Raw genomic sequence first — 11245 nt, forward strand, 5'->3', positions numbered from 1 at the left:
AACACCTCCCATGCGTCACGTGACCGTACGGCTGACCGCCCACGACGTCGACCCCGAGACCGCCTACCAGCGGATCCGTGACTTCCGCCGGTATCCCGAAGTCACCGAGACCGTCCGCGAGGTCGTGGTCCATCCGCCCCATGACGACGGCACGGTGGTGTCGGACTGGACCGTGCGCTTCAGGAACGGTCTGATGCGCTGGTCGGAACGGGACGCGTTCTTCCCGAAGACACGAACCATCGGTTTCACCCAACTCACGGGCGACTTCGAGCTGTTCGAGGGCACATGGCGGTGCGCGTCGGGCGAGGACGGTACGGCGGTGACCTTCGACGCCGTCTTCGACCTGGGCATCCCGACCCTGGCGGAACTCCTCGACCCGGTCGCCGACTCGACGCTGCGCAGCAACATCGAGCGGATCCTGCGCGGGCTGCTCGGCAGGGTCACCCCCACCACCCCGGCCCAACTCGCCGACAGCGTCGCCTCCGCGCATGGCTGAGGTCACTCTCGCGCCCCGTCAGCCCCGTCCCCACGGCCCGTCCGCCGCGGGCTGGGACACACTGCGGGACGAGCCCGGCCCCGACACGGTCCGCTGTCTCGGTCTCTACGCCAAGCTGACGGCCGGCGTCACGGTCGTCACGGCGCTGGACGGGGCGGGCCCGACCGGGATGACGGTCTCCGCGCTGACCTCCCTGTCGGCGCGGCCGCCGCTGGTCCTCGCGTGTCTGCGGGGCAGTTCCCGCACGTTGACCGCCCTGCGGGAGCAAGGCGCCTTCGCCGTAAATGTGTTGACGGAAGGTCAGAAATCGGTCGCCGAACTCTTCGCCGACTCCACCGTGCCGCCCGCCAGGCGGTTCGACGGCAGCCCGGTGCGCCGGGTGCTCGGCCTGCCCGTACTCGTCGAAGCGCTCGCGTGGTCGGTGTGCCTGGTCGAGGACGTACGACCGTACGGGGATCACCACGCCGTCGTCGGACGGGTGATGGCGGTGGAGGTGAACGGCGGACGGCCGCTGCTCTGGCACGACCGAGCGTTCCACGCGCTGCCCGCGGCGACCACCGACTGAGCCCACCAGAAGTCAGGACGGAGGCCCGGCCGGGGCTTTTCCCCGGCCGGGCCTCCCCGTATTCACGACCGTTCCGCACACAGAACCGAGGCCAAGGAGGCCCCATGCCCCTGCCCCGCATTCCCGGCGTGAACTCCGAGAGCGCCGCTACCGAACTGCTCAGGACGCCCGAGCGGCTGGCCGGCAACACCCAGTCCGCCACGCACCGGCTGGTCGCCGGCCTCGACGGCGACCCCGAGACGGACGACTGGGGCCTGCCCCCGACACCGGAGCGTCCGCACCCGGTCGTCCTCGTGCACGGCACGCTCGGCGACCGGGAGTCCGTCTGGCGGAAGCTGGCGCCCGCGCTCCGAACGGCCGGGCACCGCATCTTCCGCCTCAACTATGGTGAACTGCCCACGCTCCCTCGTCTGTACGGTCTCGGCGACATGCGGAAGTCCTCCCAGGAGCTCGCGGACTTCGTGGACCGGGTGCTGGTGGACACCAAGGCGTCGAAGGTGGACCTCGTGGGCCACTCGCAGGGCGGGATGCTCCCGCACTACTACCTCAAGTACCTCGGCGGGGCCGGGAAGGTGCGCCGAGTCGTCGGGATCGCGCCCAGCAACCACGGGGTCGAGGTGGCGGGCCTGACGAAGCTGGTCCGCCAAGTCCCGGGCGTTCAGGCCGTCGTGGAGGACAAGGTGCTCTTCCGGATCAGCCCGGCCTTCACCCAGCTGCTGCACGACTCGGAGTTCGTGGGTGAGCTGGTGGCTCCGGGCGACACGGTGGACGGGGTCGACTACACCGTCATCTGGTCGACCCGGGACGAGCTGGTCCAGCCCCCCGAGGCCCAGCAGCTGAAGCCCGTCCGGCCGGAGCACCCGGTCACCAACACCTGCCTTCAACTCCTCGCCCCGCAGAACCGGACCACCCACCTGGCCATGCCGTACGACCCGATCGTGGTGCGGGAGACGCTCAAGGCGCTGGCCGACTGAGTCCCGTACGACGACGAGGAACCCGTACGACGACGGAGCGGACGAAAGGGAGGGGGTGGTGCGGGCCCCGCCGCACCACCCCCTCCTTCGCGTGGTCGGCTCAGAACGCCGTGCAGCGGCCCTTCTCACCGGGCCAGAAGCAGACCTGGCCGATGACGCCGAAGCCCGCGACGCCGTCCGGGGTGATCTTGTCGAACCGGGGTGTGGGGATCTGCAGTCCGTTGATCCCGTCGCCGGCGAGCGGCCCGCTCGTCACGGTGCGCTCGGGCACGGGGCTGCCCTGCTTGAGATCACCCTTGAAGTAGAGGCTGCCGACCTCACCCGTGTTCCAGGTGCCCACGCCGTTGCCCTCCACGGAGAAGGTCGGCGGGAACACACCGAATCTTCCGGTGCCGTTGACGCCGAAGACGATGTCGGTCAGCTGCGGCGCCGCCCCGCTGGGCGAGCGGCAGTCCAGGTACCCGATGTGCCCGGTCACCTCGGCCTCCTTGACCCGCACACTGAGCGGCGGACTGAAGTTCACCTCGGCGTCGAGGCGGCACACGAGGTCGGGCACCGGTGCGGCCCGTACCCCGGCCGGTTCGGCCTGGGCCGCGGGGGCGGCCAGGGCAGTCCCCGCGAGGAGGGCGGCGGCCAGCACCGACCTCCAGCCAAGGCGGGACAGCGGGGACATCTTCGCTTTCGCCTTCACTGAGAACGTCACGGTCTCTGGTTCCTTTCCTTCACGCCGTGGCCGTGGTGCCACGGAGAACTTCGCTCGCGGAGCCGAGATGCTCGGCGAGGTCGCGGTACGACTCCAGGACGCCCGTCTCGACGTACGGGATCTCCCGCTCGACGCAGAACTGCTTGACGAGGGGATAGGCGCGGCGCAGCGCCGCCCTGGGCATGCCGGGGAAGAGGTGGTGCTCGATCTGGTAGTTGAGGCCGCCGTAGAAGAAGTCGCCGATGTAGCCGGTGGGCAGGGTGCGCGAGGTGAGGACCTGGCGCTCCAGCCAGCTCCACTCCTTGCCCACCCGGGTCGGCAGGCCCTTGTGGTTGACGGCGAAGGCGAGGCCGAGCAGATAGCCGAGGAGGACCTGGTGGACGGCCAGGAAGAGCAGGACGGACGGCCAGGGCAGGAGCACGAAGAGCGCGCCGAAGAACAGCACCGCGTGCAGCACCATCAGACCGCCCTCGATGAGGGGCTTGCGCAGGGCCCTGCGGCGCAGGGCGATGACGCCGGCGATGCGCAGCACCAGGGCCTCCAGACCCAGCAGCGGGAAGAACAGGTAGCGCTGGTTGGCGGCGAGGAAGCGGGCGAATCCCTTGCGGTCCTGGGCTTGTTCGGGCGCGAAGATGGCCACGCGGCGCAGGATGTCGGGGTCGAGCTCCAGGTGGTTGGGGTGGTTGTGGTGCCGGTTGTGGTGCTGCACCCACCAGCCGAAGCAGACCCCGAGCATCAGGTTGCCGTGGACCAGGCCGAGGGCCTGGATGAACTTCCGGGACCGGGTGATCTGACGGTGTCCCGCGTCGTGCACGAGGAAGGCGAGCTGCTCGTGCCAGACGGCGAGCCAGACCGCGGCCAGGACCACCTTCCACCAGGTGCCGCCGGAGAAGGCCAGCGCGGCCCAGCCGAGGGCGTTCATCAGCCAGACCACCGCGATCCCGGTCACGTACTGGCCCGTGCGGGGCCGCATGAGCCCGGCGGCCTGGACGCGCCGGGTCAGTTCGCGGAAGTCCTCGTCCGAAGCCGGTTCATGCGGTGAGGAGTTGAGTGCCGGGCTGTCGGTCATCGGTGTGCCACCGACCCCTTCGTTGTTGGACGTCGGCGATGCGGGCGGGCCTGCGTGGCCTGTTCACGGGGTCAGGCCCATGTCGGCGAGGCGCGCTTCCTGGGTGACACGCGACCATTCCGCGGCGGCGAGCATCCGTTCCTCGGGGGTGGTGTCGACCAGGCGGCGCCCCGGCCACAGCTCGTAGTCGCCGGGGATGTCGCGGTGCTGGTCCAGCCCCTGCTGGTAGAGCTGTTCACGGCGGAAGGTCATCTGCTGCACCGGGAGCTCGGACCACAACCGCATCCCGCGCCGGACCAGTTCACCGATCCGCTCCAGATCCTCGGGGTGCTGCCGGACATGGCGGCGGACGATCGTGGTGCCCACGGACAGATGCCGGATCTCGTCGATGCCCGCGGCGCGTTCGATCTCGGCGGCGGGCGGGTCGAAGGGCCGCCATTTGCGCTCGCTCAGCTCGGCGGTGGGCGCGAGGACTCCTTCGACCAGGACGGTGAGGGTGATCACGCCGCCGATGTAGTCGCGTTCCTTCTCCATGACGGCCAGCCCGAACTCCTCCAGGGGATTCAGGACGGCGTCCCGGTGAACCCCTGCGAGCGACTCCATGGTGGCTTCCAACTCGTTCAGCGTCACGCCCAGTTCGAGCAGGTGGCCGCGGAACGCGTAGGCGTGGCGGGCCTCGTCCATCAACTGGGAGGTGTAGAAGTCCATCCCGGCGAGGTCGGGGGCGTACGCGACGAGGAAGGCGATGGCGCGGGCCGCCTTCTCCTCCGCCATCGAGCGGAAGGCGAGCTCCTGCATGACGGCCTGGCGCAGCGGCCCGTCCACCATCATGTGGGCCGGCACCGGTACGTCCGGGGAGCGGCCCAGGGGATCGCCGCCGAGGGTGCCTTCCGGCACGGCCCGGAACCAGTAGCCGAGGTCGCAACCCTCCGGTGTCAGCTCGGTGCGCAGCGCGCCTTCCAGGAGACCTGGGGCGCGGTGCCGGTCGGCCTCCGCCGGGAACTTCTCGATGGATGTGGTCATTTCAGCCTTTCTGAATCACGGAAGGACGGCCGGGGCCCGGGAGCGGGTCAGACCGACTTGGTGAGGCGCATCAGCTGCCAGACGGCGCCGGGGCTCACCCGGCCCTGGAAGGCCAGGTACTCCGGTTCGATGAGCTGCGGGCGCCATTTGAGCTTGAAGGACTCCTGGGCGGCCGCCGGATAGATGGCGCGCCCCTTGGCCGCCAGCACCTCCACGCAGCGGTGCAGGAAGGTGCTGGTCGGGCCGGGCGCGGCCGTGTCCGAACCGAGCTGGACGAACGGGGTGAAGCCGAGGTGCAGCCAGCCGCAGCCCTCGTCCTGGAACTGGCGCAGAGCGGTGGCGAACAGCAGCTCCACCGTGCCGGGCGGCGCGTCCGGAAGCCGCCGCGTGAGGTCGTACAGCCAGCCGGCGTGTTGGCCGAAGACCGGTGAGTACGACACATAGCCGACCGTCCGTCCCTCGTGGACGGCGGTGAACAGGCGCCGGTGCGGTGCGCCGGGGCCGCCGCGCTCGCCGATCAGGAACTCGAGCTCCTTGACGTGCCGGCCCTTGGCGCGCAGCCAGGCGGCGTCCACCGCGTCGAGGGCCGCGGTGACGTCCTCGCCGTCCCGCTCCCCGGCGGGCACCTCGGCTACCGAAACCCTTTCTCTGCGGGCCCGGTTGACCATGTTGCGCACCTTGACCATGCGCTGGCCGCCGAGGCTGTACCCGTCGAGCGCGATACTGAAGGAGGCGCCGAACTGGTTGACGACGAAGCCGTGTCCGGCGTGCAGTTCGGCCTGCTGGCGAGAGAGCTGGACGGCGGCGACCCGGCGTCGCTCGCTGCCGGCCCGGGCGAGCAGCGCGGTCAGCAGGCTCGGCTGGTCCCGCACCGCGCATACCGGTCCGCCCAGTTGGAACAGGTGCCGCCGGCCGGCTTCCCGGTAGGGGACGAATCCGTCGACACCGTCCCTACGGAAGCGGTGGTTGCCGCTGTTCATCGCGAGGAAGGCGCTGCTGTGGCTGCCGTACCTGCGCAGCATCTCGTACGCCTCCGTGTCGGCCGGAGCCTGGGCGGCGCTCACCGCACCGCCGCCTCGTGCCAGGGGACGGTGGCGAAGTCCCGCAGCGGGCCCTGGACGGCGGGGTGCGGAACCGGCTCGAAGGACACGGTGAACGACTTGGCGAAGTTGCCGAACAGCGCCCGGTCCCCGAAGAGATGGATGGGCAGCACCAGCAGCGCCCACTCCCAGCCGTACGCCAGGACCCAGGCGCCGAGGACCGCGCCCTGCACGCTCAGGCTGTGCATGGTGTTGTAGAGCACGTAGTAGACGCGGGAGACCCGCTGGTCGGGGCTGCGGTGGTAGGCGAGCGCGCCCGGCAGATAGCCGATGACGTCGACGTAGGCGAACAGGGCGACGGCGACCCACCAGCGCACCTCGGCCAGGTGCGCGAGGAAGAATCCTGCCGCCACCAGGAGTCCGAGCAGGTATTCGAGGCGCAGCAGCCGGTAGGTGGTGGGGGTCTGGCAGAGATTGTGGCCGTCCACGGTCACCGCCCGCCGGCCGGGCTCGTCCCGTCGTCCGAGGTCGCCCCGCTGTCCGGGATCGTCGCGGTGACCAGGATCATGCTGTCCGTCTCGACCCCCGAGAACGCGGCCAGATGCGGGGCGAACCGCTCGACGGCGTACGGCAGGGCCAGCAGGTCCGCGACCCTTGCCTGCCAGCCGTAGCCGCCCCACCAGCGCTCCGCGTCCGCGAGGTGCCACACCCACGGGGTCCCCGAGCCGGACAGGGCCTCCAGCCAGGGCTTCACGAAGGGCGAGTCGGCGGTGTCCGCGTTGAGGCACTCGGCGCCGAGGCTGCTGCCCGGCGCGGAGAGCGCGCTCACCGTGCCGATCAGGCGCTCCACCGCCTCCGGGGCCAGGTAGAAGAGCAGCCCCTCGCACAGCCAGGCGGTGGGCCGGCCGGGGTCGAACCCGGCGGCGAGCAGCGCGCCGCGCCAGTCGCCGAGCAGGTCGGCGGCGACCGTGGTGCGCCGGGCGGTGTCCGGCGTACGTCCCTCGACGACCCGTTCCTTGAAGGTCTGTACGGCCGGCAGGTCGACCTCGAAGACATGGGTTCCGGCGGGCCAGTCGAGCCGGAAGGCCCGGGTGTCGAGCCCCGCTCCCAGCAGGACGACCTGCGCGCGCCCCTCCCGGGTCGTGGCGAGCAGGTGGTCGTCGAAGAAGCGGGTGCGCACGGCCAGCCAGTCGGGCAGCACCCGCTGCAGGACGCCGGCTCCCGGCGGGGCGCCGACCGCCCCGGCCGCGTCCAGGAACTCGCCCGCGAGCCGGTCGTCGAAGAGGGCGTCCGTCCGCGCGGACTCCTGGGCCCGCATGCGGACGGTCCACAGGGCCGTCTCCGAGACCCCGTCCAGGGCGCCGGGAGCCGCTTCGCGCTGAGCGTCGTGTTGCTGCATGGGCATGGGTGATTCCTTTGTGCGTACGGTTGACATGGGCGGTGGATGTGGGGCCGCTGACGGTGGATCGGGGGGCGGGGGTGGGTCAGCGGGGTGCGCGGCGGCGGTCGAGGAACAGGGCCGCGGCGCCCAGCGCCATCAGGCCGCGCGAGGGTGACCAGGGCCGCTGTCCGCCCATAGAGGAGGGCGTGTGCGGCTCGTGGAGCTGGAGCGCGAACTGACGGTTGGCCGCGTCGGAGAGCAGCCCGCGCCACTGTTCGGGGGCGGACGCGGCGGCCGAGAGCAGATCCATCGTGTTGCGGGCGACCTGGTCCACGGAGAAGTACTCGCGGATCAGGGCCAGGATGATCCCGCGTGCCTCCGCCTTGAAGACCTCCGCGAGGGCGATGTCCGGCGCGAGGCAGCGCACCGAACCCTCCAGGTTCGCGAAGGACTTGCCGAGCAGGGAGATGGCGGGCGCCGAGCCGATGCCCCGCCGGGTCGCCTTCTCCAGGACGGTGGTCAGGGACACCCCGAAGTTGATGTCCTCCAGGGAGGCGGTGGCGACCTTGGGGACCAGCGCGGCCATGTCGGCGGCGAACGCGGGCAGGTTCGACCAGGCGGTGACCCGGCCCATGTCCGCCCACGCGTGGGCGAGGCCGTGGCCGTCGTTCTGGGCGATGGCCATGAGCAGCGGGAGCAGCTGGAGGCTGGTGCGCCGGTCGAGGCGGCCGACCATGCCCCAGTCGATGAGCGTGGCCGGACCGCCGGGCAGCGCGAAGACGTTGCCCGCGTGCGGGTCGGCGTGGAACATCCGGTCGACGAAGTACCCGCGGTACATGAACCGCAGCAGGTCCTTGCCGATGTCCGTGCGCTCGCGGTCGCTGAACGAGCGGCGGTCGAGATGGCGTACGGAGGTGCCGGGAGCCAGCGACTGGATCAGTACCTTGGGGGTGGCGTGGACGACCCGGGGCACGGACAGTGACGGAAAGCGGCGGATGTTCTCGCGGGCCTCGTCCATGTTGCGGGCCTCGCCGGTGAAGTCCAGCTCGGGTTCCATCGCGTCGAAGATGGAGCCGAGCATCGCCTCGACGTCGATGACCTCGTTGAAGCGGGGCGCGGTGCGGGCGACGATCCGGGACGCCTTGCGCATCAGGGCCATGTCCGCGCGGACGGTGTCCCGGATGCCGGGCCGCTGGATCTTCACCACGGCGGGCCGGCCGCCGGGCAGGGTCACCCGGTAGACCTGGGCCAGCGAGGCCGCGCCGAGCGGGCGGACCGTCTCGATGTCGTCGAAGCGGCGTTTCCAGTCCGTTCCCAACTCCTCCTGGAGCACGGGCTCGAAGAGGGCGAAGGGCTGGACGTCGACCTGGTCGTGGAGGTTCTGCAGTTCGCCGATCATGGAGGCGGGCACCATGTCGGGCCGGGTGGAGAGGATCTGGCCGAGCTTCACGTAGAACGGGCCGAGGCTCTCCAGAGCGTGCCGCACCGCCTTCGCACGGCGTACCCCGTCCACGGAGGTGGTCCCGTCCCCGGCGGAGGCCTCGGCTTCCGCCGGGGAGTTCGGATCCTGCCGGGACCGCCGACGCTCCCGCGTCACCTGGCCGACCTCGTCGGCGACGAGGCTTCCCAGCACCTTCACAACCAGCCGGAGCCGACTGCCGAGCATGGCACCCATGTGTCACAACCTCCTGTGCCTGACGAGTTCCGTCGGTCATCCGTGCGATCGCCCACGCACGTGGGTCATGCAGCGCGATCACTCACCCGGGGTGAGGCGGTACGCGCCCGGTGAGCCCCGGATCAGCGGCGGCTCAGCCGCTCTTCCTCGCCGCCGGTGCCCGCCCGGCGCCCGTCATGGCGCCGGCCACCCCCTGGACGCCCTCCAGCACGTTCACCAGGGAGGCGACGAGCTCGGAGAGCTGGGCGATCTGCCGGGGCAGCGCGGCCAGGCCCTCCGCCATGTCGGCCGCTCCCGAGACCGCCGAAGCCGCCCCGCCGGCGACCTGACCGAGGGCGCCCAGCGGATTGGCACCGCCGAGGGCGCCGAGCGGGTTCACGCCGCCGCCCGTGAGGGCCGCGAGCGGATTGGGCGCTCCGCCGGCCAGTGCGGCCAGCGGGTTGGCGGCGCCGATGCCGGCCGCGGCGTTGGCCGCGTTGGCGAGTGCGGCCACGGGGTTGGCTACGCCGCCGAGAGCGGACAGCGCGCTGACCGTCCGCAGCACATCGCCGGGGAGTCCGTTCAGCGCCTGATACGGATTTCCCGGGGTGAGCCAGTCCGTGGAATGCGAATCATCACCCTTCCGGTCGAGAATTTCGTCGAATGCCTTCTTGGTGCTGTCGGCGATATCGCCGATGAAATCCTTGATGGTGTCCTGGGTGTTATTCTTGCTCACGGTCACTACCCTTTCCATCTCATCCGCACTCCCGTAATTCGGGAGCCGTTTTCGTCCCCGCGCCCGGCGCGCGCCGGGCACGGAAGGAAGGCGGAAATCCGTTATGCCGCTGCGCCGTCGAGCGCCCTGGCGCAGAGCAGCCGCAACCGAGCCCGCCCCCGGGTGAACGCGCCTTCGGCCGCCTTGACCGAGATCTGGTGCATGCGGGCGAATTCCAGCGTGGAGATCCCATGGGCGCGGGCGAGGACCACCTGCCGCTCCCGGCCCCGCAGGAGGTGGACCTGGCCGAGCAGCCAGCGCCCGAAGTCCTGGTCGCACACGCCTTCATCCGGCAGCTCGGGCCCGCCCACGTCCGCCGCGCGGCGCAACAGCCGCCGCCTCCGCTCCAGTTCGCGGTAGTGGTCCACGCAAAGACGCAGGGCGACCGAGGTCAGAAAGGGACCGATCCGGTCCCGGTCGAGGTTGCCGTGGGCGGCCGCTCTGAGCATCGCTTCCTGAACGCAGTCCTCCGCGTCCTGAGCATTCGGCAGCCGGCGGCGGACCAGCCTCATCAGGCGCTCCCGGTGACTGGCGATCACATCCCAGGAGAACTCCCGACGCGCCTCTTCCTGGGGTTCGTGGCTTGCTCGATCAGTCGGTCGATCGACGATTCCGCGCTCATCTAAGTGGTCTAGCAATTCCCTGTGATCCATGACCCCGAGATTGATTTCTTGGTGCGAATCGAAATATTCGCACGGCCTATCCCCCACCCGTCGCGAAGGTTCTTTTCCGAGTCAACACACCAACAAACCAAAGAGAATGTGTACCACTCATCCGCATGGAAAACGGAGGATCATGTTCCGGCGCACCCCGTACCGTGCTACACATTTCACACATACCTCTGCGGCACCTCACGCCTGCGGAAACGTCACGCCATAAGCGGGGCCGCACCAAAAGGGCGCCGAAATCACATCCGCCTCAGCGGCGCGCGGGGCGATCGCGCCAAAATCCCCGGCCGCGGACGGACACCCGAAGGCCGGCCCCGAACCACGGTGAGGGCCTGGGAACGGGCCAGGCCACTCCGAGGGGCCGCCGCCGCTCCCAGAGTCGTCGCGGTACTCTGGCTCGTTCTCGCCACCGGGCCCGACACCCTCGTCCCTCGGTGACCTCCCACCAAGGGGCAGCCGGGTGAACCGAACCCGGTTGACGATCCCGCGATAAAGAAGGCCATCGGACCGCCCCGGTATCGGTGACCCCGGGACCGCCCCGGCATCGATGGCCCTGGGACAACCTCGGATCATTGATACCCCAGGGGGTAAACTGAGCAGCACGACCCGAGGAGGACCCACCCCATGGCCATGTCCGTCGACGAGGAAGCCAGTACCGCGATCCTCAACCGCCTGCGCCGCGCCCAGGGGCAGCTCGCCGGCGTCATCGCCATGATCGAGGCGGGCCGCGACTGCAAGGACGTGGTCACCCAGCTCGCCGCCGTCTCCCGCGCCCTCGACCGCGCCGGCTTCAAGATCGTCGCCAGCGGGATGCGCCAGTGCATGGCGGCGGCCGACGGCGAAACACCCCCGATGTCCGAGGCCGAACTCGAGAAGCTCTTCCTCGCCCTCGCCTGA

General features: G+C 70.5%; 13 protein-coding genes. 4 read left to right on the forward strand and 9 right to left on the reverse strand.

All coding sequences use genetic code 11. From position 1 onward, the window contains the following. Nucleotides 1–10: 10 nt before the first annotated feature. The 3 genes from OG819_RS41635 to OG819_RS41645 all read left to right on the forward strand — a co-directional run bounded on the left by OG819_RS41635 (nucleotide 11) and on the right by OG819_RS41645 (nucleotide 2035). Nucleotides 11–496 carry a type II toxin-antitoxin system RatA family toxin gene (locus tag OG819_RS41635; RefSeq protein ID WP_266632125.1) on the forward strand — a complete coding sequence of 162 codons (486 nt, stop codon included), beginning with the start codon at nucleotides 11–13 and terminating at the stop codon, nucleotides 494–496. Continuing rightward, nucleotides 489–1061, forward strand: a complete 573-nt coding sequence (locus OG819_RS41640) for a flavin reductase family protein (protein ID WP_266632123.1) — start codon at nucleotides 489–491, stop codon at nucleotides 1059–1061. The genes OG819_RS41635 and OG819_RS41640 overlap by 8 nt, the downstream gene beginning before the upstream one ends. A gap of 104 nt (nucleotides 1062–1165) precedes the next feature. Further along, on the forward strand, nucleotides 1166–2035 hold the full coding sequence (locus OG819_RS41645) for an alpha/beta fold hydrolase (RefSeq protein WP_266654361.1): 870 nt from the start codon (nucleotides 1166–1168) through the stop codon (nucleotides 2033–2035). Between the two features lie 100 nt (nucleotides 2036–2135). Here OG819_RS41645 and OG819_RS41650 read toward each other — a convergent pair whose 3' ends face one another. The 9 genes from OG819_RS41650 to OG819_RS41690 form a co-directional block, all read right to left on the reverse strand. Further along, nucleotides 2136–2738, reverse strand: a complete 603-nt coding sequence (locus OG819_RS41650) for a hypothetical protein (RefSeq protein ID WP_266654363.1) — start codon at nucleotides 2736–2738, stop codon at nucleotides 2136–2138. Nucleotides 2739–2757: 19 nt separating this feature from the next. Then, entirely contained in the window at nucleotides 2758–3807 is a 1050-nt protein-coding gene (locus OG819_RS41655; protein ID WP_266654365.1) for an acyl-CoA desaturase, read from the reverse strand. Nucleotides 3808–3870: 63 nt separating this feature from the next. Further along, a complete protein-coding gene (locus OG819_RS41660) occupies nucleotides 3871–4830 on the reverse strand; it encodes a VlmB-like protein (protein ID WP_266654367.1) in 960 nt (319 codons plus the stop codon). A 47-nt stretch (nucleotides 4831–4877) separates the two neighbouring features. Next, the gene (locus OG819_RS41665; RefSeq protein ID WP_323139424.1) at nucleotides 4878–5894 is read right to left on the reverse strand and encodes a DUF2156 domain-containing protein; all 1017 of its coding nucleotides are present in this window, start codon (nucleotides 5892–5894) and stop codon (nucleotides 4878–4880) included. Continuing rightward, nucleotides 5891–6358 carry a hypothetical protein gene (locus OG819_RS41670; RefSeq protein ID WP_266427352.1) on the reverse strand — a complete coding sequence of 156 codons (468 nt, stop codon included), beginning with the start codon at nucleotides 6356–6358 and terminating at the stop codon, nucleotides 5891–5893. The genes OG819_RS41665 and OG819_RS41670 overlap by 4 nt, the downstream gene beginning before the upstream one ends. A 2-nt stretch (nucleotides 6359–6360) precedes the next feature. Further along, nucleotides 6361–7275 carry an SAM-dependent methyltransferase gene (locus OG819_RS41675; protein ID WP_266654369.1) on the reverse strand — a complete coding sequence of 305 codons (915 nt, stop codon included), beginning with the start codon at nucleotides 7273–7275 and terminating at the stop codon, nucleotides 6361–6363. Nucleotides 7276–7354: 79 nt separating this feature from the next. After that, complete coding sequence (locus OG819_RS41680; RefSeq protein WP_266654371.1) at nucleotides 7355–8926, reverse strand: AarF/UbiB family protein; 1572 nt, start codon at nucleotides 8924–8926, stop codon at nucleotides 7355–7357. A 133-nt stretch (nucleotides 8927–9059) separates the two neighbouring features. After that, nucleotides 9060–9641, reverse strand: coding sequence for a hypothetical protein (locus OG819_RS41685; protein WP_266654373.1), 582 nt, complete (start codon nucleotides 9639–9641; stop codon nucleotides 9060–9062). 101 nt (nucleotides 9642–9742) lie between these two features. After that, the gene (locus tag OG819_RS41690; RefSeq protein ID WP_266588425.1) at nucleotides 9743–10219 is read right to left on the reverse strand and encodes an RNA polymerase sigma factor; all 477 of its coding nucleotides are present in this window, start codon (nucleotides 10217–10219) and stop codon (nucleotides 9743–9745) included. 759 nt (nucleotides 10220–10978) lie between these two features. Between OG819_RS41690 and OG819_RS41695 the strand changes: the two genes are divergently transcribed. Continuing rightward, entirely contained in the window at nucleotides 10979–11245 is a 267-nt protein-coding gene (locus tag OG819_RS41695; RefSeq protein ID WP_067362692.1) for a metal-sensitive transcriptional regulator, read from the forward strand.

Source organism: Streptomyces sp. NBC_01549 (assembly GCF_026339955.1).
GTDB lineage: Bacteria > Actinomycetota > Actinomycetes > Streptomycetales > Streptomycetaceae > Streptomyces.

Bases quoted from the DNA above. Each gene is read 5' to 3' on its own strand.
- OG819_RS41635 (WP_266632125.1), top strand. From the start codon at position 11: ATGCGTCACGTGACCGTACGGCTGACCGCCCACGACGTCGACCCCGAG.
- OG819_RS41640 (WP_266632123.1), top strand. From the start codon at position 489: ATGGCTGAGGTCACTCTCGCGCCCCGTCAGCCCCGTCCCCACGGCCCG.
- OG819_RS41645 (WP_266654361.1), top strand. From the start codon at position 1,166: ATGCCCCTGCCCCGCATTCCCGGCGTGAACTCCGAGAGCGCCGCTACC.
- OG819_RS41655 (WP_266654365.1), bottom strand. From the start codon at position 3,807: ATGACCGACAGCCCGGCACTCAACTCCTCACCGCATGAACCGGCTTCG.
- OG819_RS41660 (WP_266654367.1), bottom strand. From the start codon at position 4,830: ATGACCACATCCATCGAGAAGTTCCCGGCGGAGGCCGACCGGCACCGC.
- OG819_RS41675 (WP_266654369.1), bottom strand. From the start codon at position 7,275: ATGCCCATGCAGCAACACGACGCTCAGCGCGAAGCGGCTCCCGGCGCC.
- OG819_RS41680 (WP_266654371.1), bottom strand. From the start codon at position 8,926: ATGGGTGCCATGCTCGGCAGTCGGCTCCGGCTGGTTGTGAAGGTGCTG.
- OG819_RS41695 (WP_067362692.1), top strand. From the start codon at position 10,979: ATGTCCGTCGACGAGGAAGCCAGTACCGCGATCCTCAACCGCCTGCGC.